This is a genomic window from Phaeobacter sp. JH20_34 (genome assembly GCF_048056095.1).
GTDB lineage: Bacteria > Pseudomonadota > Alphaproteobacteria > Rhodobacterales > Rhodobacteraceae > Phaeobacter > Phaeobacter bryozoorum.
The window spans coordinates 521,961-545,904 of sequence record NZ_JAYMWT010000021.1; the positions used below are offsets into that span (position 1 = coordinate 521,961).

Here is a 23,944-nt window from a genome sequence, read left to right on the forward strand (position 1 = left end):
ATCATTTCTCAGGCTTTTCTGCTCGCCCGAAAAAGGAACGGGGGCGGATGATCATTCCGCCCCCGTTGACAGGTCTGATGGTGTGAAAACCAATCAGTCCGTTGAGAAACTCGGCAGCGCGGCCGCGGTGCTGGACGCCGGTACCGGTTGTGCCAATGCGCCGGTCAGGCCCGCAGCGGCGGCCTTGATCAGGGCGACTCGTTCCGGCTGTCCGGGTGCGAAGACCGGATCAACCCCGGCCTCCAGCGCGGAAACAGCTGTCTGATACCAGCCCTGTGCCTGCTCGGGCGATTTCGCAACGCCAAAGCCCTGCGCCAGGTGATGGCCGATCAGCTCTGCATAGGGACGCTGGCCGACACCAACCATGATGAGCGCCGCTCCTAGCGCCACCTCCATATTGTCACGGCGATACCCCGAGAACAGGCAGATCCCGGCGGTATTGGACAGCTGCTCGATCGACATGTTGGATTGCAGCACAAATTTCTGCACGTCGGAAATCAAGGCGTCACTGCCCGTGGTCGCCAGTTTGGCAAGATAGGGTTGAACAGCAGGCCCAAAGGCGTCGCACTGGCTGTCGACCTGTGCCTGGCTCACTCCCTGCACCTTGGCCACAAGCGCTTCGCCGGAATTGATCGCATAGGACCGGGTCAGGCAGAACTGCTCTCCCAATGCCAGCTCCGGGTCGCGCAGATTGGCAACGGTCATATAGCCACCGTTGGAACTGGTGAGCAGGCTGACCTTGCTGCAATGGCTGGTGAGCGACGCGGTGCTTGCCGCCGGTGCCGGTTGCTGGAACAGCTGAATGCCGGCCAGCCCGCCTCCGGCAGGAGCGGGTGCGGGAGCAGGCGCCGGAGCGACGGCCTGCGGCGCGGAGGCCAGCACAGTTGCTCCCGGAGCGGGTGCGGGCGCAGGGGCCGGGGTTGGCACAGCCGCCTGAACCGTGCCAGACGTCGGCTCATCCGTCATCCGGCAGACGCCCTGATGACAGGCGAAGTTTGCCGTCGTGACGCCCCGCGCCATGAAGTCATTGCGCTGATAGCCCTGCGGCGTTGAGGCAAAGACCATGACGGAGCAATGCGACGCACCGCACCAGAAGGAGCTGCCGGACACCGAGGTGTCGATCATGTAGTCGTTCTTGCCATCGCCGTTCAGATCCGCCAGCTGCATGAAACCCGAACGTTGCAACAGCTGTTCGGCGCTGGGATCGGCGCTGGCCGCGATTTCATCCACGGCCTGGCTGACTTCAAACGGCAGGCCGCCGTAGCTGCCATAGCCGGCTGCACTCGCGCTGCGGGTGCCGGTCGCCTCATCCCGCCAGATCCGCAACAGCCCGCGCACGCCATTGGGGCCCTGCATCGCCTTGATCACCTGCGGGCCGCCAATCTGGGCGCGGCTGTAGGACGACACCAGGAAATCCCGTTCATATTGTGTCAGCTGCCCGGTCGCCGGGAAACCCATATGCCCCTGATACTGCGCCACGGCGCTGCGGGATTTGCGCCCCATCACGCCATCGGGGGAGCCGGCGGGAAAGCCGAAGTAATTCAGCGCCGTCTGCGTTTCACGGTTCTGCGCCCGCGCGGGCGAATAGGTCCGTTTGCGGGTCACTGGCTGTTTGCGCGCGCGGTTTTTATGCGCTTCATTGACGATCACGCCGCCGATGATACTGCCGACCAGCGCCGCGCCAAGATTGTCGGCAACCGCCGGAGCAGCCCCGGAGGTCGCCAGAATTGATGCTGCCAATGTAGTTTTAAGAGATTTTGAGAACATATTACGCGTCCCCCCCATTGATGAATACACGCAATCACGGTAGCGCACGACCCATCACGCAGGCCAGAAAATTCCGCGCATTGCTCTATAGTGGTTACAAAAGTCATAACAAAGGACACCGTCGATGGTTGAATGGATCACCACCTCCGGCCTGACCGGCTATGACGAGGCCGTCACCTTCATGGAGGAGCGTGCGGCGGGTATTGCCGCAGGAACCCACGAGGAATGTATCTGGCTGGTTGAACATCCCCCGCTCTATACGGCCGGCACCTCGGCGCGGCCCGGCGATCTGACCGACCCCGACCGTTTCCCGGTCTACGCAAGCAAGCGCGGCGGACAATATACCTACCACGGACCCGGCCAGCGCGTGGTTTACGTCATGCTGGATGTCGCCAAACGGGGCCGCGATGTGCGCTGTTTCGTCCGCCAGATGGAGCGCTGGGTGATCCTGGCGCTCGACCGGTTCAACGTGACCGGCCATATCCGCGACGGCCGTGTCGGCGTCTGGGTGGAGCGGGACGACAAACCCCTGCGGCCCAACGGAGAGAAGACCGAGGACAAGATCGCTGCAATCGGCATCCGCCTGCGCAAATGGGTGAGCTTTCACGGCATTTCGATCAACGTGGAGCCTGACCTCAGCCATTTTGACGGCATCGTCCCCTGCGGCATCACCGAATTCGGCGTTACCAGCCTCGTGGATCTGGGGTTGCCGGTCACGATGACGGATGTGGATGTGGCGCTGAAGCAATGTTTCGATGTCGCCTTTGCCACAACCGATACCTGTGCCCTCGACTAGGCGTCAGCCCCCGTTGCGGGACAGGCCGATCATGACGTCATGCGCTGACGCAGGTCGTCGATCGCTGCAAAAACCAGCTCCGGCTGGGCATAGAGCAGCATGGTACCGGCGCGTTTGCTGACCCGGATCTGAAGGTTGGCGTGACCACTCCCCAGCGCGGCCTGCAATTTGTCGACCGGCGTCACGGTATCTTCTCCGCCATGCAGATAGATGGTCGGCGCGGCCTTGGCACAATGGCGCATGTCGCGCGAGCGAACCGCCAGCCGCAGATCAATTTCGTAGCCGCCGCGCCCCTGCTGCATCATCATCCTGTGGCTCTGGTCCAGAACCGCGCTCAACGCGGGGTCAGCCAGCAGTTGACGGTCCGCGCTTTCGCGGGCGATCTGGCGCGACACCAAGACCTGCGGCCCCTTTTGCCGCACGGACCGTGACCAGCTGCGCACCACAAGCGGCAGCACCGCGCTGGCATGGACCGCGCTCAGCGCCAGCGCGCGCTGATGCCCGCGCAGGGCCCTTGCATGTCCGATACTGGGCAATGGCAGTGTCGCGCCGATACAGACCACCCCGCCCAGCCGGTCACGCAGCCGGCGCCCGGCGGCGGCGGCAAACAGGCATCCGCTGCGATGCCCCAACAGGATGGGATTGACCAAACCCTCCGCGTCGATCAGCGCATCCAACTGGGTTACGAATAAATCAATCGGATCAGTCCCGCTCGGCAAACTGTCCGAGCCACCATAGCCGCAGCGCAAAGGTGCCAGACACCGCAGGCCACGCGCCCGCAACTGCGGTTGCAGCCGCTGGATCGCCGCAACCCCGTCAAAGATACCATGGACAAAGATCACCGGCTGGCCGCGCTCGGCGCCAAACTGCAAATATTGTGAAGTCAGCCCGGACGCCAGGCTCAGTACGCGTTGTGGGGGTGACGCGCGACCCGCAGCGATATCGTGATCGCGAGTCGTCTGCTGCATGAGATAGGCAAGGAACCGCAGCATCTCAGGGCAGCTTGGCGCTGCAGTTTTGCTGAGCATCTGGCCCAGAAGGGCCAGTTCTGGCCCGCGCTCGGCACCGGTCCCGATGCGCAGCTCAATCCAGTCGGCCTCAATCAACAGATGACGCAGCAGCGACATTTCCTCCGGATCAAAGCCGAACCGCAATGCCACCTGATCTGCCGCCACATCCGACCAGCCGGTCGTAAGCTGTTCCACCAGAACCGCCGGTGCCGAGGGGTCCACGGCCCGTAATCGGCCGCGCCATGCAGCCATGTCAGACGGGCGCGCGCCAGAAAGACCATCGACGGCGCCCAGCCTCTCCCCGCGGCCGCCCACCGCTTGGCACATCAGCAGCCGCCCCCCCTCGCCCCGCAGCAACGTAAGTGCAGGGCGCGGCCTATCCTCATCAAAAAGCGTGTGCCACAGCGGCAGCTTGGCATCCGCAACCCCAATGGCCTGAGCGATCCAGGGCGCGGTGATGCGCCCACGGCTCGGCCAGTCATCACCTGCGGCCAGAATCTCCGCCTCGCGCGATACCAGCAGCCAGTTCCTCGCACCGCAGGGAAGCACTGCCTGAAGCTCTGGCCAGGATCCATGGTTCTGCGCCGCGATCAGGCGACTCCTGAGATAGATGGCGCGGTCAAAGTGACGTCCGATCAGCGCCGACCCGGCAAGCTCGCGTTCAGGTGACAAATGCGCCGCAAGCCCCAGCCCGTCAGAAGAGCCCGCAGATCCCTGCCAGGAGCTGGCAACCGCCTTACCGGCGCCAACCGGCGTCGATCCTATCAGTGCGCTCTTGGCTTTCCCGGCGACACCATCATAGCCCGCACGGATCAGCCGGTCCCGCCAGGCGACCGCATTGGACGCGCCAAGAACAGAGCCGTAGACGGCCGCTGCCACCGTCTCGTCCGACAGCCCCCTTAGATCACCACTATCCTCTGCCGTCTTACCCACGGCCCCTCCTCAGCAACATACACAGGCCAAACGCCCGTCACTTTGCAAAACCATGGCGCATCTGCGCAGGTTGGTATGAACACAAGCAGCCCCGACCGATACGAGACTGCCGCAACTTTCATTTCCGGTTCCCCTTCGCCGGGCGTTGCAGAGACACCACGGGCAGGCCAGGGACAGGCCGCCATAAACATGAAACCCACATCGCTCCGCCTGGACAGCTGCGCTGCCAAGCCCCCTCCCGATATCGGTTCAGTTCTCAGTTCTTAAGGCCCTATGGCCAAGACTGCCGGGACCCTAGGATAAACGGGTCACACATATCAATATAAATTTCATCCAAAGGTAGAATAACTGGTCCGCGACTTCGCGCCTGTGCATCAGCACAGCAGCACGAGCCGCGACAGGCCAGGACAGCCCGCCGGTAATCGCTTACTCTGAGAACATGCGGCCTCTATCAGGCGGCGGCGTCCACGGCCTTGCGCATTATCTCCGCATGTGCCTGCAAAACACCCGGATCGGCCATTATGCCCGGTGGTCGCACTGTATCGCCGTCGCGACGTGGCAACACGTGGAAATGCAGATGGAACACCTCCTGCCCACCCGCAGCCTCGTTGAACTGCTGAATGGTAATCCCTTGGGCGTCAAATGCCTGCATCGCGATCCGACCGATCTTCTGCACGGTCGCCATGACCGCAGCCAGCTGGGCCGGTGATGCGTCAAGGACATTCCGGCAGGGCGTCTTGGGGATCACCAGCATGTGCCCGTCGGAGCGCGGCATGATATCCATGAACACCAGCGTATCATTGTCTTCGTAGACTTTGTGCGCTGGCAGTTCTCCGAGCAGAATTTTTGCGAAGATATTGTTTGGATCGTACACCGCCACTATCTGCCCTCCGTAGCTATCAACGGGAACTTGCGCGGCTATCGCCCGCGGGTCAAGCACACAAGGACCGCCCGTTCGATAAAACACGGCTAAATCCTTCCCGGACGACCCAAGGCCGGGGGGCGCTTCACCGTGACATACGCCGGACCACGGCGCCAAAGGATCAGAAAGGCAGCCCGAAAGGGCCTGCCCGCGACAATTATTCTTGATCCATATCAAACTCCGCCATTGAAGGCCTGTTGCCGGCGAACTAAAACGCAGGATGAGTCTAGGCCCGCCGGGGACGGTGTTTGTTGGCCTATCGTTATGCAACAGGAGGCACCTTAATGGCAGATGCAGCCATTCATGGTCACGGCCACGAAGACGAGCGCGGTTTTTTCACCCGCTGGTTCATGAGCACGAACCATAAGGATATCGGCATTCTCTACCTGATCGTTTCGGCGATCGTTGGTTTCATCTCCGTCGCGTTCACCGTTTACATGCGGCTTGAACTGATGGATCCCGGCGTTCAGTACATGTGTGCTCCAGAATCTGGCGGCATGAGGTTCATCGCAGATGCTACGCGTGAGTGTATCCCCAACGGGCATCTGTGGAACGTTCTGATCACCGGCCACGGCATCCTGATGATGTTCTTCGTGGTTATTCCCGCGCTGTTCGGCGGGTTCGGCAACTACTTCATGCCGCTACAGATCGGCGCGCCGGACATGGCGTTCCCGCGGATGAACAACCTGTCGTTCTGGATGTATGTCGCGGGCACCTCGCTGGCGGTTGCCTCGGTCCTCGCACCGGGCGGCAACGACCAGGCCGGTTCCGGCGTCGGCTGGGTTCTCTACCCGCCGCTGTCCACCAACGAAGGCGGCTTCTCCATGGACCTGGCGATCTTCGCCGTTCACGTCTCTGGTGCGTCCTCGATCCTCGGTGCGATCAACATGATCACCACCTTCCTGAACATGCGTGCCCCCGGCATGACCCTGTTCAAGGTGCCGCTGTTCTCCTGGTCGATCTTCGTCACCTCCTGGCTGATCCTGCTGTCCCTGCCTGTTCTGGCCGGCGCGATCACAATGCTGCTGATGGACCGTAACTTTGGGTTCACCTTCTTTGATCCTGCCGGCGGCGGCGACCCGATCCTGTATCAGCACATCCTGTGGTTCTTCGGCCACCCGGAAGTGTACATCGTGATCCTGCCGGGCTTTGGCATCATCTCCCACGTGATCGCGACCTTCGCCCGCAAACCGGTCTTTGGCTACCTGCCGATGGTCTGGGCGATCATCGCGATTGGTGTTCTGGGCTTTGTCGTCTGGGCGCACCACATGTACACCGTCGGCATGTCGCTGAACCAGCAAGCCTACTTCATGCTGGCCACCATGGTGATCGCGGTTCCGACCGGGGTTAAGGTGTTCTCCTGGATCGCCACCATGTGGGGCGGCTCCATCGAGTTCAAAGCACCGATGATGTTCGCCTTCGGCTTCCTGTTCCTGTTCACCGTCGGTGGTGTGACCGGTGTGGTTCTGTCGCAGGCGGCTGTCGACCGCGCCTATCACGACACCTACTATGTGGTTGCGCACTTCCACTACGTGATGTCGCTGGGTGCTGTCTTTGCGATCTTCTCCGGTGTGTACTTCTACTTCGGCAAGATGACCGGTCGTCAGTACTCCGAGCTGGGCGCCCAGATCCATTTCTGGATGTTCTTCATCGGCGCCAACCTGACCTTCTTCCCCCAGCACTTCCTGGGCCGTCAGGGCATGCCACGTCGTTACATCGACTACCCGGAAGGCTTTGCGTACTGGAACAAGATCTCGTCCTATGGCGCGTTCCTGTCCTTTGCATCGTTCCTGCTGTTCTTTGGCGTTGTGATCTACTCGCTGCTGCGCGGCGCCCGCATCACCCAGAACAACTACTGGAACGAATATGCGGATACGCTGGAGTGGACCCTGCCCTCTCCGCCGCCGGAGCACACCTTCGAAATCCTGCCCAAGCAGGAAGACTGGGATCGCTCCCATTCGCACTAAGGTGTTGATGAACTGAATGACAGACAGGCCCCGGAGCACCCGCTTCGGGGCCTTCTTTCTGCCCGCAGCACCGACCCGGTTCCCCCCTTCGCAGCTGTGACGCATGGCCCTGTCGAGATGCTGGACAGGCCGCTGGCGGACGCTAAATTCACGCCATGCCGTATCAATGGATCACAGCCCGAACCGACAGCAATCAAGAGCTGCACCTATGGCCGCATCAGTCGCTGCCGCCAGAGGGCTATGTCCGCTTTCTGGGGGTGCTTGCCGCGCTGATCACCATCCCGATGATCCCCCTTTTGGGCAGTGCGGCGCTCTGGGGGGTTCTGCCCTTTGTGACAGCGACGCTGTTTGCGGTGAAATGGGCACTGGATCGCAGTCGCCGTGACCGGCATGTGCTGGAAGTGCTGACGCTGGACTCCACCGAAGCGCATCTGGAGCGCATCAACCCGACCGGACAGCGCCAGAACTGGCGTTGTAACCGCTATTGGACACAGGTCGAACTGCATGCCGATGACGGACCCGTGCCGAATTACGTCACCCTGCGCGGCAGTGGCCGAGAGGTCGAAATCGGCGCCTTCCTGTCCGAGGAGGAACGCAAGGCGCTCTATGAGGATCTGAAGACCGCGCTGCACCGGCACAGCCCGTGACACCCCGATGCCGGAGCGCCCCGCATAACTGCACCTTTGACTTTGGCCGCGGCGCCGCGTATCAGAGGCATATGTTCAATACGTCCGTATCCTTTTCGATCCAGTATTATCCGCTGTTTTCATAACGGCGGACGTATTCTCATTTCTTGATGTTCATCCCGCCGCGTTCCGGCGGACAGAGGCAGCATCTCACATCATCCCAACGGCAGCGCGGCACAGACCGGAGCCCGATGTCGATGTCGCTTTCCACCAGATTTCCCCGCGTTGGCCTGATTGGTTTTGGCGCCTTTGGCCAGCTGATCGCCCGTCACCTGTCGCCGCTGGTGCCGATCTGCGTGCATGATCCAGCCTCAGGCTGTGACCTGCCGCAACACCCGTCCCTGCGTTTCTGCCCGCTTGCCGAAACCGCCGCCTGCCCGCTGGTCATTATTGCCGTCCCTGTCAGTGCGATGGAGCAGCTCTGCCACGAGATTGCACCGCTGCTCACCCCCGGCGCATTGGTGATGGATGTCGGTTCTGTCAAAATCGCGCCGGCGGAGGTGATGCTGCGGACCCTGCCGCCTGAGGTCCAGCTTCTGGGAAGCCATCCCTTGTTCGGCCCCCAAAGCGCCGCGCAGGGTCTCGCCGGTCAGAAAATCGCCCTCTGCCCCTTACGCGGCGGGCGCCCCTTGCGCCTGGCGGCGCTGCTGCGCCATGTCTTCGGGCTCGATGTCATCTGGACCACACCCGAGGCCCATGACCGCGAGCTGGCGACGGTACAGGGTCTGACCCATCTGATCGCCCAGGCGCTCAGTCAGGTTGCACCGGGTCCCCTGCGGATGACCACAGCCAGTTTCGAACTGATGCAACAGGCCAGCCGGATGGTCGCCGGAGATGCCCCCAACGTGCAGCAGGCGATCCTGCGCGACAATCCCTTCGCCGCTGAGGTGCGCCAGGCCTTCCTGCAATGCGCGGCCGACCTCGGCCAATCATCCACATTCCAGCCCCGGGCAACCCCCTGGTCGGCAACCCAATGCCCAGCAAAAAGCCCGCCAAAGGTGGCGGGCTTCTGATCTGACAGCGATTGGCTCAGGTCAGCGTCAGCAGTCGCCGCTGTGGCAGAGCTGATCCTTCACCAGGGGGCCGACTTTGCCGAAATCCATCTGGCCGGTGTATTTGCCCTTCAGGGCGCCCATCACCTTGCCCATGTCACGGATCGACTGCGCACCAGTATCAGCAACCGCAGCCTTGACCGCCTCGGCGATTTCGTCGTCGCTCAGTTGTTTGGGGAGGAACTCCTCGATGATAGCAATCTCACCCAGCTCGCGTTCGGCCAGGTCCAGCCGTCCGCCTTCTTCGTAGGCGCGTGCGCTTTCGTTGCGCTGCTTGGTCATCTTGCCCAGAATGGCGAGGATCTCTGCATCGCCAATTCCGCCCCCTTCACCATCGACCCGGTCGGCAATTTCACGGTCCTTGATCGCGGCATTGATCAGACGCAAGGTTGCCAGTCGGGCAGCTGCGCGGTCCTTCATGGCCTGTTTCAGGGCCAAATTGACCCGAGTTCGCGTATCCATTTATCTGTCCATTCCCACGGAGTCGGAAACCGGATCTTTACCTAAAGTGGTAGTCAAGTTCAAGTTGGGGCCAGACAAATGACGTTGGGGCACCCAAACACCGTTAGATGGTGCCGGCCTCGCCCCGCAAACAGGCCCAGATCGCAGCGACGGAGGCTTGACGGCTTGGCGCACACCCCTTAGATACCCGTGAATTTTGCCCATATTGGAGAGTCGCGCCATGGCCGATACCGTCCCACCCAAGCCCACCGCATGTTTGGCACTGGCTGATGGCACCATCTTTTATGGAAACGGCTTTGGTGCCACCGGCGAAACCGTGGCAGAGCTCTGCTTCAACACGGCCATGACCGGCTATCAGGAAATCATGACCGACCCCTCCTACGCGGGGCAGATCGTAACCTTCACCTTCCCTCACATCGGCAACACCGGCGTCACCCCCGAGGATGACGAAACCGCCGATCCCGTCGCCGCAGGCATGGTGGTGAAATGGGATCCGACACAATCCTCCAACTGGCGCGCCACCGAAGAGCTGAAAACCTGGCTCACCCGCACCGGACGTATCGCCATCGGCGGCGTTGACACCCGCCGCCTGACCCGTGCGATCCGCCAGCAGGGCGCCCCGCATGTGGCCCTGGCCCATGATCCCGACGGCAATTTCGAGATCGAAGCACTGATCGCCAAGGCCCGCGAATGGTCAGGCCTCGAAGGGCGCGACCTGGCCAAGGACGTTACCTGCGCGCAAAGCTATCGCTGGGACGAAATGCGGTGGGCCTGGCCCGAGGGCTATACCCGTCAGGAAGACCCCAAGCACAAGGTTGTCGCCATCGACTACGGTGCCAAGCGCAATATCCTGCGCTGCCTCGCCTCGGCGGGTTGTGACGTGACCGTCTTGCCGGCCTCTGCCACCGCTGATGAGGTGCTGGCCCATAACCCCGATGGTGTCTTCCTCTCAAATGGTCCCGGTGATCCCGCCGCCACTGGCGTTTATGCCGTGCCGATGATCCAGCAGATCCTCGACACCACGGATCTGCCGATGTTCGGGATCTGCCTCGGCCACCAGATGCTGGCACTGGCGCTTGGCGGCAAGACCGTCAAAATGAACCACGGCCACCACGGCGCCAACCACCCGGTGAAGGAAAACGCCACCGGCAAAGTTGAGATCACATCGATGAACCACGGGTTTGCCGTCGACGGGCAGAGCCTGCCTGACGGTGTCGAAGAGACGCATGTGTCGCTGTTCGACGGCTCCAACTGTGGCATTCGCATCTCCGATCGTCCGGTCTATTCGGTGCAGCACCACCCCGAAGCAAGCCCCGGCCCGCAGGACAGTTTCTACCTGTTCGAGCGCTTCGCCGAGGCTATGGCTGCGCGCAAATCTGCGTAAATTCAGCGGGGCTGAGATAAGCCTACGCAAAAAACACGGTTCCATGGCAAGCTTTTGCCATGGAAAACAAGGGCTTGATAAATACGCCCCTGTAAAAACCTCTTGCTCGAATCCATGACCGCATAAACTGTGCTGTCATGGTTGAACACAACCTCAAATTCCTAGAGGCGGCACGACCCCTCATTCGGCGCGAACGCCAGACCTCCTTTGAACGGCGGCTGGTGGAAGATCACGCCGTCAGCAAGGATCACCTGATGCGGGCGCTGGTTCTGCGTCAGCATCAGCGCGCTCCGATTGATCAGATCCTTGTTTCCGAAGGATGGGCCAGTCAGGAGCAGGTTCTGGATGCGCTGTCGTCCCAGCACGGGATGCCACGGGTTGATCTGGGCGGGCATCGCCCCCAGGCGCGTCTGCTCGCGCGCAAACCCGCCCGGTTCTGGCTGCGTCGCTGTGCGCTGCCATACATGCAACTGGGGCAGACTGTGATCGTCGCGATAGCGCATCCAGCCGCCTTTGCCGAGGTGCAGCGCGACCTTGCAGAAAGCTTTGGCGATGTGCGGCCGGTGATCGCAAGCGAAGCGCAGATCACCGAACTGCTCAGCAGTCATTTCCGCGAGGATCTTGCCCGCGACGCCAGCGCCTCTGTACCGCTGCGCTATAGCTGCCGCACTTTGCGCCAGCCGAACTGGCTGGGCCTGCCGCTGCTGACGGGGCTCGCCGGCCTTGGCCTGACCGCGACCCGGCCAAGGCTGGTTTTCACCCTGCTCTGCGGGTTGGCGCTCTTTACGCTCTTGCTGTTCATTCTGCTGAAATGTGCAGGATTCGTATCCCATTTGCAGGACCGGCGGCGGCGACGTCTGCACGAGAGCACGCAGCCTCTGCCAAAGCAGCCGCCCAGCGCAGGCCCTCTACAGCTGGCGGCCACGGGACGGCGCCTGCCGCGCATGTCGGTCCTTGTCCCGCTCTACAAAGAGGCCGAAATCGGCCGCGCCCTCCTGCGACGCCTGTGCAAACTCACCTACCCGCGCAGCCTGCTCGAAGTGCTTCTGGTCCTCGAAGAAGACGACGAGGTCACCCGCAACGCCATCCATTGCGCCGATTTACCCGATTGGTTCCGCGTGATCGAAGTGCCCGCCCACGGCGGCCTGACCACCAAGCCACGGGCGATGAACTACGCGCTGAACTACTGCCGGGGGGAAATTATCGGTGTTTGGGATGCCGAAGATGCCCCGGATCCCGACCAGTTGGAACAGGTCGCACGTGCCTTTGCGCAGGGCGATAACGATCTGGCCTGCCTGCAAGGCGCGCTCGACTACTACAACCCGGATCAGAACTGGATCTCGCGCTGTTTCACCCTCGAATACGCCAGCTGGTTCCGCATCGTACTGCCGGGCATCGCCCGCCTTGGTCTGGTGGTTCCGCTGGGTGGCACCACGCTGTTTATCCGCCGCGACATTCTGGAACAGCTGGGCGGCTGGGACGCCCATAACGTGACCGAGGATGCCGATCTTGGCGTCCGCCTCAGCCGCCTTGGCTATCGCACGGAAATGCTGCCCACCACCACCTATGAGGAGGCCAACTGCCGCGCATGGCCCTGGATCAAGCAACGCTCGCGCTGGCTGAAGGGGTTCATGGTCACCTATCTGGTGCATATGCGCCGCCCCGCCGTACTGGCGCGGCAATTGGGCTGGCGCCAGTTCCTCGGCCTTCAGGCCTTCTTCCTCGGCACCGTTGGCCAGTTCCTGCTGGCGCCCTGCCTCTGGACCTTCTGGCTGATCACCCTCGGCCTTGGCCATCCCAGCGCCCCGCTGCTGCCCGCAGGCGCGCCCTATCTGGCCGCTGCCGCCCTGGTTTTCTTTGAACTCCTTGGCATCATCATCGCCGTTACGGCGGCCTTTGCCAGCGGTCGGCGATCGCTGGCGCTCTGGGCGCCCAGCATGATGCTCTATTTTCCGATGGGTGTGATTGCCGTCTACAAGGCGCTCTACGAGCTGATTTTCAAACCGTTCTTCTGGGACAAGACCGCGCACGGCCAACCTGCGAAGGCTCGCAAGCCGCTCGACCCGAGGCTCCCGACCGGTGGCGCCTAGCCCTTGCTGCGATCGCCCGCGTCCTGTTTCAGCCGGGTCATGAAGGCGACGGAAATATGGTCCTTAAGCGCCCGCCCCGCCGCCTCTTCATCGCGACGCTCGATCGCGTTCACGATGGTCTTATGTTCGGCCTGCGCAATCCGGCCCCGCCCCTCCGCCGCCAGCGAGGTGGTCGCCATCAGCGCCATCGTGCGGTGGACCAGGTTCAGCTGCTGCACCAGATACCGGTTATGTGACGCCAGATGGATCTGCTCGTGAAACCGGCGGTTGGCCTTCGCAAGCTCCGTCGGATTGTCTACAAAGGCATCGTCAGAGGCGACCATCTCCTGCAGCACCCGGACCTCCTCCTCGGTAGCGTGCCGCGCCGCAAGGCTGGCCGCCAGCCCTTCCAGTTCGCGCCGCACCACATATAGCTCCGCCATCTGGTTGTGATCCAGCGAGGCAACAATCAGCGACCGGCCATCGCGCTCCAGCAGCGATTGGGTCTCCAGCCGCTGCAACGCCTCGCGGATGGGCGTGCGCGAGACACCGAACCGTTCGGCAAGGTCGCTCTCGACCAGACGGTCTCCGGGCCGGTAAACCCCGACATCGATGGCTTCAAGGATCAGCGCGTAAGCGTCGGTCTGGCTGGTGCTGCGGGTCAGGTTCATGTCGATCCTTGGGTTGTTGACCCCCGATGTCTACAGGTCCGGCCGCCGTGCAATCAACCCCGCCCCGACCACGCAGTTAAAATCAGCCCCTCGGATCGACCCGAAGACGCCACGACGATGTAGTGCACCGGCGCATGGCGACAGTTGCAATCATGCGGCGGGCGACCTAGGTCACAGGCCATGGTATCGCAATCTTTTTCTCACGTCCGCCATTGGGTGTTCGATCTCGACAACACCCTCTATCACCCCTCCGCCCGGCTGTTCGATCAGATCGAGGTCAAGATGACGGACTACGTCATGACCGCGCTTGGCGTCGACCAGCAGATGGCCAATAAGCTGCGAGATGACTACTGGCGCGAACATGGCACCACCCTTGCCGGGCTGATGGCCCATCACGATCTGGACCCGGACCCGTTCCTGATCGAGGTCCACGACATCAATTTCGATCATCTGGAGCCGGACAGCCTGCTGGCCGAACGGATCCGGGATCTGCCGGGCAAGCGGATCATCTATACCAATGGCACCGCCCCCTATGCCGAGCGGGTGCTGGCGGCGCGGGGTCTTGAGGGCTGCTTTGACGAGATCTACGGGGTCGAACATGCCAATTACCGCCCCAAACCCGAACGTCAGGCCTTTGACATCATCTTTGCCAAGGCAAAGATCGACCCGACAAAAGCTGCGATGTTCGAGGACGATCCGCGCAATCTGCAGGCGCCGCATGATCTGGGGATGCGTACGGTGCATGTGGCACCAACCGCGGCGACCGGCGCGCATATTCACCACCACACGGATGATCTGACCGGGTTTCTCGGGCTGCTGTAGCCGCCTGCGGACAGCGTAAGGTGGCACCGGCCTGCGCATCCTGTCGCACCCCCGTGGCGCGCCGCCGCACCCGACTTTTTCCGGGACTGATAACCTCTATATGGCAGGTATCTTTTCCGCGCAGGCCCGGCCCTTCCGCCATCAGGCTGCGCTCTCCGCCACAGCCAAGGATGCCCGCCCGATGAATGACCTGACGTTCGACCACAGCCAGCACCGCACCACTGTGACCGCAGCCCCGGCCGCGGCTCCCGTGCCTGCCGATGGCCATAACAGCGGCGCCACAAAGGCGCTTCTGGCTATCCTCCTTTATGTTCTGCTCTGGGGCCTCGCTGTTGCGATCTGGGGCCTGCCCGCGCTGTTCCTCCCTGCGGTCGCCAAGACCGGCATCATGTTTGTCGTCTTGGTGATGATCACCCGTGGCTAGGGGCGCGGCGCCAATAGAACCCCGAAAAAGGCCCGGCATAAGGACAGTATGTCGCTTGTCATTCCAGCTGCCAGCGGCCTATCTCAGGACCAGTGATGAAAGGCAGGTCTGATGACTGACAGCTGTGACATTCTGATTTCGGGTGGCGGTATCGCCGGGCTCACCGCCGCCGCAACCTTTGGCGCCGCCGGGTTCCGGGTGATCTGCGTCGACCCGACCGCGCCCGTAACACTGCGCGACGAGGCCGGTGCCGATCTGCGAACCACCGCAATACTGCAACCGGCAAAGGCGCTGTTGCAGGACGCCGGGATCTGGACCCGGCTCGACGCCCACGCCGCGCCGCTGGACATCATGCGGATCATCGACGCTGGCGGGGCAGAGCCGGTGGCCCGTGTCACCAAGGATTTCAAGTCCGCCGATATCTCCGATCAGCCCTTTGGCTGGAACCTGCCCAACTGGCTCCTGCGGCGGGAACTTTTGGCGCGTCTGGACGATCTGGAGACGGTGGATTTCCGTGCGGGTCTGGGCACCACCGGCCTGTTCACGCGCACGGACTCCGCCCAGGTCACCCTGAGCGATGGCACCCGGGTCACGGCCCGTCTTGTGCTCGCCTGTGACGGGCGCGACAGCCCGATGAGGCGGGCAGCGGGCATCCCTGTGCGGACCACCCGTTACGGACAGAAGGCGCTGGCCTTCGCCGTGACCCACGACCTGCCCCATCAGAATGTCTCGACCGAAATTCACCGCTCCGGCGGCCCCTTCACTCTGGTGCCGCTGCCCGATCACGACGGTCGGCCCTCCTCTGCGATTGTCTGGATGGAACGCGGCCCAAGAGCCGAGGCATTGCAGCGGATGGATCAGGCCCCGTTCGAGATCGAGATGAACCGGCGCAGCTGCGGAGTGCTGGGAGAACTGCGGCTGGCCTCACGCCGCAGCATCTGGCCGATCATCAGCCAGTCTGCCGCCCGCATGTCGGGCGAACGCCTTGCCCTGATGGCCGAAGCCGCCCATGTGGTGCCACCAATCGGCGCCCAGGGCCTGAATATGTCGCTGGGAGATCTGCGGGTGCTGCTGGATCTGGCACAGACCCGGCCCGAGGCCCTGGGCGACGCCAGGATGCTCGAGAGCTATCACAAGGCCCGCCATGGCGACATTCTGATGCGGGTGAAGGGGATCGACCTATTGAACCGGACCTCGATGCTGTCGCCCCGCCCGCTGCGCGATTTGCGCGCGTTTGGCCTGAATGCGCTCTATTCCATGGCCCCCGTACGCAAGACCCTGATGCAGATGGGGCTTGGGGTAAAATAGGGATCCGGCCCCCTGCGGGGACCGGTGCCTTCGGCGAGAGTATTTGGGGAAAGATGACAGGGCTGTCGCATCCGGGCGACGGCGCCGTCTAGCCGAGCGGGCCGGGCCGGCGTTCTTCGCTCAAGAGCACGTTGGCATCCACATTGCCCACCCCCGGCAGGGTCATGATCCGGCGGCGCAGCACGCGTTCAAAATCAGCAATGTCGCGCGCCGTCACCCGCAGGCGATAGTCATACATGCCCAGCACATGTTCGACCGTCTGCACCTCCGGGATGGCAGTCACCGCACGTTCGAAATCCTCAAGCGAGACGCGCCCCTTGGTGGCCAGTTTGAGCCCCAGAAAGACCGTCACACCAAAGCCCAGCTTGCCGGCATCAAGATCCAGCTTGCGGCCCCGGATGATCCCCGTCTCCTGCAGGCGGCGGATGCGGCGCCAGGTTGCGGGCTGGCTCAGCCCCAGTTCGCGCCCCAAGGCGCCGGCCGATTGCGTGGCATCCCGTCCCAATGCGCGCAGCAGCGCGTGGTCGATGTCATCCAGAGCCATCATATCGGCAGCGCCTCGTCCGATTTGATGCGTGCCACATGCATCAGCGCCTCAATGTCGGTGATATGCGGCAGGATCAGGATCTGGCTGCGGTAAATCCCCTGATAATGTGCCATGTCCCGCGCAATCACCGAGAGCCGTACATCGACCTGGCCGAGGAAGGTCTGGATTTCCAGCACCTCCGGGATCTCACGCGCGGCGGGGATGAATTCATCAAAGGCGCGGGGATTGGTCTTGTCCAGCGTGATCCGCAGCGAAACCTCCACCTCATAGCCAAGCGCACGCCAGTCGATCACCGCCCGCTGCCCAAGGATCACGCCGGTCTCGCGCAGCTTCTCCAGCCGCCGCGACAGGCGCGAGGCGGTGAGGCCAAGGCGATCCCCCAGATCAGGCAGCGATTGTTCTGGGTCCGCCTGAAGATGGCGAAGTATGCGTCGGTCCAAGTCATCAAGCATGATCTTCATTATAATTGCGTAACACACGAATGACCATTGCAATAATTTGCAGATTTTCGCGCCAGATACGCCTCTCCTTTATTGAAAACATGCCTATGCTGCATCCAAACACGAACCAAGAGGACGATGATCATGCGTGTATACTATGACCGCGATTGCGACGTTAACCTGATCAAGGACAAGAAAGTGGCCATCCTGGGCTATGGCTCTCAGGGCCACGCCCACGCGCTGAACCTGCGCGACAGCGGCGCCAAGAACCTTGTCGTCGCCCTGCGCGAAGGCTCCCCTTCCGCGAAGAAAGCCGAAGGCGAAGGCCTGCAGGTGATGGGTATCGCAGAAGCAGCGGCCTGGTGTGACGTGATCATGTTCACCATGCCCGACGAACTGCAGGCAGAAACCTACAAGAAATACGTCCACGACAACATCCGTCCGGGTGCCGCGATCGCGTTTGCCCACGGCCTGAACGTGCACTTCGGCCTGATCGAGCCGAAAGAAGGCGTCGACGTCATCATGATGGCCCCCAAAGGCCCCGGCCACACCGTGCGCGGTGAATACACCAAAGGCGGCGGCGTGCCCTGCCTGGTGGCTGTTGACACCGACGCCACCGGCAAAGCGCTGGAAATCGGCCTGTCCTATTGCTCCGCCATCGGTGGCGGCCGCTCCGGCATCATCGAAACCAACTTCCGCGAAGAATGCGAAACCGACCTGTTCGGCGAGCAGGCGGTTCTCTGCGGCGGCATCGTCGAGCTGATCCGTTGCGGGTTCGAAACTCTGGTCGAAGCCGGTTACGCACCTGAGATGGCCTATTTCGAGTGCCTGCACGAAACCAAGCTGATCGTTGACCTGATCTATGAAGGCGGCATTGCCAACATGGATTACTCGATCTCCAACACCGCGGAATACGGCCAGTATGTCACCGGCCCGCGCATCCTGCCCTACGAGCAGACCAAAAAAGCCATGAAAGACGTGCTGACAGACATCCAGCAGGGCAAATTCGTGCGCGACTTCATGCTGGAGAACGCTGTGGGCCAGCCCACCATCAAAGCGTCGCGTCGTGCCAACGACGAGCACCAGATCGAAGTGGTCGGCGGCAAGCTGCGCGACATGATGCCTTGGATTTCCGCAGGCAAGATGGTCGACAAAGAGAAGAACTAAGGCGCCCGCGAGACTGCTCGCACACCCTAGCTCTCCGGGGCGCTCCTGTTTGGGGCGCCCTTTTTCATTTATTTCACTGAGGTGATCCGATGCCAGACTCCCCCGGTGCCGCCAATTGGGCCAAGCTGTTGTTCCTAGGTGTGATCTGGGGCGCCTCCTTCATGGCGGTGTCACTGGCGCTCAGGGGCTTTGCGCCGCTGACCATTGCCGCGCTCAGGATCTCCATCGGTGCAGCCTGTCTGCTGGCGGCTGTCTACGCCATGGGAATCGGCCTGCCCACCCTGCGCAACCGCGACGGCCGCATCATCTGGGCCTGCGCGGCTGGCATGGGGCTCTTTACCAATGCGCTGCCCTTCACCCTGCTTAGCTGGGGGCAGACTTTTGTGGCCAGCGGCTTTGCCGGGGTCTGCATGGCGGTGGTGCCGCTGTTTGTGCTGCCGCTGGCGCATTTTCTGGTGCCGGGCGAGCATATGACCCTGCGCCGCAGCATCAGCTTCCTGATCGGCTTTGCCGGTGTGGTGGTGCTGATCGGGATCGACGCCCTCCGCTCTGCCGGAACGGATTTTGAATCGCTGGCCCGCCTCGCCTGCCTTGGGGCCTCGCTCTGTTATGCCATCGGTGCGATCATCACCCGGCTCTGCCCACAGGTGAATATGCTCTCGCTCTCGGCAGCAACCCTCCTGTGCGGAGCCACAATGATGGTGCCGGCCGCGCTTTGGGTCGAAGGGCTGCCAGAGCTGCCCGCCCCCCTGCCACTGGGCGCCGTGATCTACCTCGGCCTCTTGCCCACCGCGCTCGCCCAGGTGCTGCTGGTGCAGGTCGCCCGCAGCGCAGGCCCGGCATTCCTGTCCACCGTGAACTATCAGGTGCCGGTCTGGTCGGTGATCTTTGGTGCGGCGCTGCTGGGGGAAACCCTGCCACCGCAGCTGTTTGCCGCGCTGGCGCTGATCCTCGGCGGCCTGCTCCTCAGCCGCAGCCGCCGCCCGCGCATGGCCTGAACCGCAAATCGTTCGATAGCGGACAAAGCAATTGCGATTGACCCGGCCACTCCGTCGGGGTCTTGTCGCGCGACACCACAAAGGGAGATCGCGATGCCCGATATCGCCCCGCGCTACTGGCTGATGATCGCCGCCCTGGGCTTTGTCTGGGGTGGGACATTCCTGCTGATCAAGCTGGCCCTGACGGGCACGACGCCGTTCTGGCTCGCGGCCAGCCGCATCGGGTTTGCAGCTTTGCTGCTGACCGCGATCTGGGGCCTGCGCGGGTTCAGGCTGTTCAAGGATGAGACCAACTGGCCATCGCTGATGATCATCGGCGTCCTCAGCACCGCGCTGCCCTTCATGCTGATTTCATGGGGCCAGCAGCATGTCTCCTCTGGATTTACCGGCGTCAGCATGGCGGCGATTCCGCTGATGGTGCTGCCCTTGGCGCATGTCTTTGTGCCGGGAGAGCAGATGACCCTGCGCCGCCTGATCGGGTTTTCCATCGGCTTTGTCGGGGTCGCGGTCCTAATCGGCAGCAAGGCGTTTCAGAGCACCGGCGCCGCATTGGAGGGCTATGGCCGGGCCGCCTGCCTGTCCGCCGCCGCCTGCTATTCGGTCAGCTCCATCCTGACCCGGCGCCTGCCGCCAGTGGATCCGCTGGGGCTGGCCGCCATCCTGCTCATCATCGGTTCTGCCGTGACCCTGCCTGCGGCCTGGCTGCTGGAGGGACCACCGGTGATCCCGGACATGCAAACCCTGGGCATTGCAGCGGTTCTGGGCCTGATCCCCACCGCCGCTGCCAATCTGCTGCGGGTCATTGTCGTTCGTGAAGCAGGCCCCACCTTCATGACACTGACCAACTATCAGGTTCCGGTCTGGGCGGTGGTTCTGGGGGCCATATTTCTGGGCGAGGAACTTCCGCCCTCCATGCTGCTGGCGATGGCCCTGATCCTCGGCGGTCTGGGCATCAGCCAGTTCGGTGCGTTGCGGCGATTGTTTGGCTCCCCGCGCAAGCTGCGGCCCTGAGACAAGGCAAAACCCGCCACCCGGTCACGGGTAGCGGGTCCATCTCAGCTGTCCATCGGCCTGTCACAAGCCCTGTAATGTCACAAGCCCTGTCACAGGGCATACCCGACGACCGGACTATTCAGCCACAGCCGCCTCAACCGCAGCAACCACGCTATTCACCGCCTCTCTCAGCACGGCAGCATCTTCGCATTCGGCCATGACCCTAACCAGCGGTTCGGTGCCTGACTTGCGGATCAGCAGACGTCCCTGCCCCGCAAGAGAGGCTTCGGCGCTCTGGATCGCGCTCTGCACCTGATCTGTTTCCAGCGGTGTCTGCCCGGCGGCAAATCGGACATTCTTCAGCAGCTGCGGCACCGGGGTGAACTGCTGCGCCAGCTGCGATGCCGGGCTGTCGGAGCGGATCATCTCCGCAAGAAAATGCAGCCCTGCCATCAGCCCGTCCCCGGTGGTGGCGTAATCCGACATGACAATATGGCCGGACTGCTCGCCGCCGAGGTTGAAGCCGCCTTCGCGCATCCGTTCCACGACATAGCGATCACCAACTGCCGTCCGCTCAAGCCCGATCCCGCGGGCGTCGAGGTGCCGCTCAAGCCCCAGATTGGACATCACCGTCGCCACCAGAGCCTTGCCGGACAGCAGGTCATCCTCGGCCCAGCGGGTCGCCAGCAGCGCCATCAGCTGATCGCCATCCGCCACTTTTCCTGTCTCGTCGATCAGGATCACCCGGTCGGCATCCCCGTCAAGACAGATCCCCACATGGGCGCCATGGGCCACAACGGTCTCTGCCGCGGTCCCCGGATGAGTAGAGCCACAATCGCGGTTGATATTGGTGCCATCGGGTGAAACACCCACGGGTATCACATCGGCGCCCAGCTCCCACAGGATTTCCGGCGCAGCCCGGTGGGCAGCCCCATTGGCGCAATCAATCACCACCTTCAGCCCGTCCAGCCGGATATCGCGGGGCAGCGAACTTTTGACCCGCTCACCGTAGCGGAACCGCGCGTCATCAATCCGTTTCGCACGCCCGATATTCTGCGCCTGCGCGGGTTCGACACCGGCCTCGATCAGAGCTTCCAGTTCCATTTCGACGGTATCGGACAGTTTGAAACCATCCGGTCCAAAGAACTTGATTCCATTGTCCGCCGCCGGATTGTGGCTGGCCGAGATCATTACGCCAAGATCGGCGCGCATCGAGCGAGTCATCAGCCCCACCGCCGGTGTCGGCACCGGGCCAAGTAGCAGCACATTCATACCGGTCGACGTCAGCCCCGCGGTCAGCGCGCTTTCGAACATGTAGCCCGACAGGCGGGTGTCCTTGCCAATCACCACACGGTGCACCCCGGAGGCGTCGCGGCGGAAATAACGGCCAACAGCCGCGCCAATGCGCAGCGCCATGTCCGCTGTCATAGGATGGATATTGGCCGTGCCACGCACGCCATCCGTGCCAAAAAACTTGCGCATATCAGCCCTTTCGGTCGGGTCTTATCGGACGGCCTGCCACAGGCGAACCGCCTGCGCCGTCTCGGCAACATCATGCACCCGCAGGAATTGCACGCCTTGGGCCAGGGCTGCAAGCCCTACCGCGATAGAGCCCGGCGCGCGGGCGGCAGCATCCGGCTCATGGCCCAGCTTGCCGATAAAGCCCTTGCGCGACACCCCCAGCAGGATTGGACAGCCCAGCCCATGGAACAGGCTGAGATTGCGCAACAGGGTCAGATTGTGGTCCAGCGTCTTGCCAAACCCGATGCCCGGATCAACCACGATCTGTTCCCGCACCACCCCGATATCTTCCAGCCGGTCGATCTGCCCCTTCAGGAAATCATAGACATCCAGCAGGACGTTCTCATAGGTCGGATCTTCCTGCATCGTCGCCGGGTCGCCCTGGGCGTGCATGATACAAGCAGGAACCCCGGCCTGCGCAGTCAAGGGTGCCAGAGCCGGATCAAAGGTAAATCCCGACACGTCGTTGGTCAGGCTCGCTCCGGCGTCCAGCGCCTCGGCCAGAACGACCGCCTTGCGCGTATCAATGGAGATCGGCACCTGCGAACGGGCGCGGATCGCTTCAATCACCGGAGCGGTGCGGCGGATCTCCTCATCTTCGGGGACCAGCGCGGCACCGGGGCGGGTGGATTCTCCGCCAACGTCGATGATGCTTGCCCCGTCGGCAACCATCTGCAAAGCCGCCGCACAGGCGGCGCTGACCTCATCATGCTGCCCGCCATCGGAGAAACTGTCAGGGGTCACATTCAGGATGCCCATGATCTGCGGCTGCGTCATATCCAGCCCGGCAATCGTTGCCCGCCGCGCCGTCAGCCGGTGGCGCACATCCTCGGGCAGCAGACCGGCAGGCATCAGCCGCGGTGGCGCGCCGCGCTCCAGCACTTCCACCTGGGTAAACCAGAGCCCGCCACTGATCAGCGACAACGCTCCCTCGGGGCGATTGTCCCCGTGTTGTACCAGCGGTCGGTAATAACTCACAGTTGGGTCTGCTCCACATCCACGGCGCGCAGCGGCACCCCCGGATTGCCAGGCAGTGCGGCGCCAATCACGATCATCTCGCCGGCCTCGAATGTGGCGGCGAACCAGGCAGCCAGCGCCACCGCGTCAGAGGGCGCCGCCGAAGGGCCATCTACCGCATCCAAAACAATTTTTGACGGTGCCCAGACGCAAATCTGCCCGTTTTTCATGGCCCAGTCCAGCTCCGTTCGCGTCGAAACGACGACGCAGCGATCATCCTTTGCCGCGAGCCGCCAGGCGTTCTGTTCAATCGCCAGCAGATCAATCCGGCGCTGGGTCCATTTGTGACCGGTCTGCGGCGTGGCCAGCTCATGCGCCCCAACACAGAGGATCAACGGACGCTTGCGGCACTGCATCTGGTCGATCCAGCCGGTCAGGTGGTCACTGTCGATGGCACGGTTGGACAAATACATCAGCCGCGGATGCGGGCGCTCTTCACTGTCGACACCAGTCGCGACCTGATTGCGGGCGCGCACGATTTCCACACCCAGTGCCCCCGGCCCGCGATCCAGTTTCTCAATCCGCACAAAGGCCCGCACGGCCTGCGGTTCCAGCAGGATCCGCTCGGCCACGCGCTCCGCCAGGGTTTCCAGCAGGTTCAGACGTTCTTCGGACAGCTCACGCGCAATCGCCTCTGTCACCCGGTCATAGGACAGGATACGGTCGACATCATCATCCAGATCCGCAGGCAGCGGCGCAACTTCAACAACCACATTGAAGCAGATACGCTGGGTGGTTCCGCGTTCTGCCTGAAAGGCGCCGATTTCCACCTCGACGATGTGATCCCTGAGCGAAATCCGATCCAGCGGTCCGCGCGCTGCAGTGGCCTCCGACCGTTCGGAAGGATGCGCAAATGCGAGACGAATTTCTGAAGACATGACGGTCGAGCCCCTGAACTGGCTATCTGGCGGTGAGGTTCCAGCATAAACATGCCGCGCCCGCATAACAGGCCTTCATGCGCCATACCAGTGGCCGAAAACGGCGCTGC

The 23,944-nt window shown here is 62.6% G+C and carries 22 protein-coding genes; 12 read left to right on the forward strand and 10 right to left on the reverse strand.

All coding sequences use genetic code 11. The features are described from left to right. Window positions 1–93 precede the first annotated feature (93 nt). Window positions 94–1,767, reverse strand: coding sequence for a peptidoglycan-binding domain-containing protein (locus tag VWZ81_RS17095; RefSeq protein ID WP_340544704.1), 1,674 nt, complete (start codon window positions 1,765–1,767; stop codon window positions 94–96). Window positions 1,768–1,891: 124 nt separating this feature from the next. On the opposite strand from VWZ81_RS17095, the gene lipB reads away from it, so the two are divergent. After that, complete coding sequence (gene lipB / locus VWZ81_RS17100) at window positions 1,892–2,563, forward strand: lipoyl(octanoyl) transferase LipB (RefSeq protein ID WP_416543191.1); 672 nt, start codon at window positions 1,892–1,894, stop codon at window positions 2,561–2,563. A gap of 29 nt (window positions 2,564–2,592) precedes the next feature. Here lipB and VWZ81_RS17105 read toward each other — a convergent pair whose 3' ends face one another. Continuing rightward, window positions 2,593–4,506, reverse strand: coding sequence for an alpha/beta fold hydrolase (locus tag VWZ81_RS17105; protein ID WP_416543190.1), 1,914 nt, complete (start codon window positions 4,504–4,506; stop codon window positions 2,593–2,595). 451 nt (window positions 4,507–4,957) lie between these two features. Further along, window positions 4,958–5,386 (reverse strand): HIT family protein, encoded by a 429-nt coding sequence (locus VWZ81_RS17110; RefSeq protein ID WP_416535882.1) that lies wholly within the window; start codon window positions 5,384–5,386, stop codon window positions 4,958–4,960. A 326-nt stretch (window positions 5,387–5,712) separates the two neighbouring features. Here VWZ81_RS17110 and ctaD point away from each other — a divergent pair, with 326 nt between their 5' ends. From ctaD to VWZ81_RS17125, 3 genes are all read left to right on the forward strand, one after another. After that, the gene (gene ctaD, locus VWZ81_RS17115) at window positions 5,713–7,395 is read left to right on the forward strand and encodes a cytochrome c oxidase subunit I (protein ID WP_416543189.1); all 1,683 of its coding nucleotides are present in this window, start codon (window positions 5,713–5,715) and stop codon (window positions 7,393–7,395) included. Between the two features lie 155 nt (window positions 7,396–7,550). Continuing rightward, window positions 7,551–8,042: a DUF2244 domain-containing protein gene (locus VWZ81_RS17120; RefSeq protein WP_340544699.1), complete on the forward strand. Its 492-nt coding sequence runs from the start codon at window positions 7,551–7,553 to the stop codon at window positions 8,040–8,042. 236 nt (window positions 8,043–8,278) lie between these two features. Then, window positions 8,279–9,094: a prephenate dehydrogenase/arogenate dehydrogenase family protein gene (locus tag VWZ81_RS17125; protein WP_416549224.1), complete on the forward strand. Its 816-nt coding sequence runs from the start codon at window positions 8,279–8,281 to the stop codon at window positions 9,092–9,094. 27 nt (window positions 9,095–9,121) lie between these two features. On the opposite strand, the gene VWZ81_RS17130 is transcribed toward VWZ81_RS17125, so the two are convergent. Then, window positions 9,122–9,595 carry a GatB/YqeY domain-containing protein gene (locus VWZ81_RS17130; protein WP_416543187.1) on the reverse strand — a complete coding sequence of 158 codons (474 nt, stop codon included), beginning with the start codon at window positions 9,593–9,595 and terminating at the stop codon, window positions 9,122–9,124. A gap of 220 nt (window positions 9,596–9,815) precedes the next feature. Here VWZ81_RS17130 and carA point away from each other — a divergent pair, with 220 nt between their 5' ends. Together carA and VWZ81_RS17140 are read left to right on the forward strand one after the other, a co-directional pair. Beyond that, window positions 9,816–10,979 (forward strand): glutamine-hydrolyzing carbamoyl-phosphate synthase small subunit, encoded by a 1,164-nt coding sequence (carA, locus tag VWZ81_RS17135; protein ID WP_416543186.1) that lies wholly within the window; start codon window positions 9,816–9,818, stop codon window positions 10,977–10,979. Window positions 10,980–11,116: 137 nt separating this feature from the next. Continuing rightward, window positions 11,117–13,069 (forward strand): glycosyltransferase, encoded by a 1,953-nt coding sequence (locus VWZ81_RS17140; protein ID WP_416543185.1) that lies wholly within the window; start codon window positions 11,117–11,119, stop codon window positions 13,067–13,069. On the opposite strand, the gene VWZ81_RS17145 is transcribed toward VWZ81_RS17140, so the two are convergent. Further along, window positions 13,066–13,719 carry a GntR family transcriptional regulator gene (locus tag VWZ81_RS17145; RefSeq protein ID WP_340544695.1) on the reverse strand — a complete coding sequence of 218 codons (654 nt, stop codon included), beginning with the start codon at window positions 13,717–13,719 and terminating at the stop codon, window positions 13,066–13,068. The two genes, VWZ81_RS17140 and VWZ81_RS17145, sit on opposite strands and share 4 nt — an antisense overlap. Window positions 13,720–13,899: 180 nt before the next feature. Between VWZ81_RS17145 and VWZ81_RS17150 the strand changes: the two genes are divergently transcribed. From VWZ81_RS17150 to VWZ81_RS17160, 3 genes are all read left to right on the forward strand, one after another. Next, a complete protein-coding gene (locus VWZ81_RS17150) occupies window positions 13,900–14,541 on the forward strand; it encodes a pyrimidine 5'-nucleotidase (protein ID WP_340544694.1) in 642 nt (213 codons plus the stop codon). Window positions 14,542–14,641: 100 nt separating this feature from the next. Further along, window positions 14,642–14,965, forward strand: a complete 324-nt coding sequence (locus tag VWZ81_RS17155; protein WP_416543184.1) for a hypothetical protein — start codon at window positions 14,642–14,644, stop codon at window positions 14,963–14,965. Window positions 14,966–15,076: 111 nt separating this feature from the next. Then, window positions 15,077–16,273 carry a UbiH/UbiF family hydroxylase gene (locus VWZ81_RS17160; RefSeq protein ID WP_340544692.1) on the forward strand — a complete coding sequence of 399 codons (1,197 nt, stop codon included), beginning with the start codon at window positions 15,077–15,079 and terminating at the stop codon, window positions 16,271–16,273. Between the two features lie 88 nt (window positions 16,274–16,361). Here the strand turns inward: VWZ81_RS17160 and VWZ81_RS17165 are convergent, their stop codons facing one another. Both VWZ81_RS17165 and VWZ81_RS17170 read right to left on the reverse strand, forming a co-directional pair. Further along, window positions 16,362–16,820 carry an Lrp/AsnC family transcriptional regulator gene (locus VWZ81_RS17165; RefSeq protein ID WP_340544690.1) on the reverse strand — a complete coding sequence of 153 codons (459 nt, stop codon included), beginning with the start codon at window positions 16,818–16,820 and terminating at the stop codon, window positions 16,362–16,364. Continuing rightward, the gene (locus VWZ81_RS17170) at window positions 16,817–17,272 is read right to left on the reverse strand and encodes an Lrp/AsnC family transcriptional regulator (protein ID WP_340544689.1); all 456 of its coding nucleotides are present in this window, start codon (window positions 17,270–17,272) and stop codon (window positions 16,817–16,819) included. Before VWZ81_RS17170 ends, VWZ81_RS17165 begins: the two co-directional genes overlap by 4 nt. A gap of 132 nt (window positions 17,273–17,404) precedes the next feature. Between VWZ81_RS17170 and ilvC the strand changes: the two genes are divergently transcribed. From ilvC to VWZ81_RS17185, 3 genes are all read left to right on the forward strand, one after another. Beyond that, window positions 17,405–18,427: a ketol-acid reductoisomerase gene (gene ilvC / locus VWZ81_RS17175; protein ID WP_340544688.1), complete on the forward strand. Its 1,023-nt coding sequence runs from the start codon at window positions 17,405–17,407 to the stop codon at window positions 18,425–18,427. Window positions 18,428–18,516: 89 nt separating this feature from the next. Beyond that, window positions 18,517–19,425, forward strand: a complete 909-nt coding sequence (locus VWZ81_RS17180) for a DMT family transporter (RefSeq protein ID WP_416543183.1) — start codon at window positions 18,517–18,519, stop codon at window positions 19,423–19,425. Window positions 19,426–19,518: 93 nt separating this feature from the next. Further along, window positions 19,519–20,436: a DMT family transporter gene (locus tag VWZ81_RS17185; RefSeq protein ID WP_416543182.1), complete on the forward strand. Its 918-nt coding sequence runs from the start codon at window positions 19,519–19,521 to the stop codon at window positions 20,434–20,436. A 117-nt stretch (window positions 20,437–20,553) separates the two neighbouring features. On the opposite strand, the gene glmM is transcribed toward VWZ81_RS17185, so the two are convergent. The 3 genes from glmM to VWZ81_RS17200 are packed head-to-tail and all read right to left on the reverse strand — an operon-like array spanning window position 20,554 to window position 23,834. Beyond that, window positions 20,554–21,900, reverse strand: a complete 1,347-nt coding sequence (glmM, locus tag VWZ81_RS17190; protein WP_416535785.1) for a phosphoglucosamine mutase — start codon at window positions 21,898–21,900, stop codon at window positions 20,554–20,556. 21 nt (window positions 21,901–21,921) lie between these two features. Further along, window positions 21,922–22,917 carry a dihydropteroate synthase gene (gene folP, locus VWZ81_RS17195; RefSeq protein ID WP_416543181.1) on the reverse strand — a complete coding sequence of 332 codons (996 nt, stop codon included), beginning with the start codon at window positions 22,915–22,917 and terminating at the stop codon, window positions 21,922–21,924. Next, a complete protein-coding gene (locus tag VWZ81_RS17200; RefSeq protein WP_340544682.1) occupies window positions 22,914–23,834 on the reverse strand; it encodes a dihydroneopterin aldolase in 921 nt (306 codons plus the stop codon). Before VWZ81_RS17200 ends, folP begins: the two co-directional genes overlap by 4 nt. Between the last annotated feature and the right edge of the window lie 110 nt (window positions 23,835–23,944).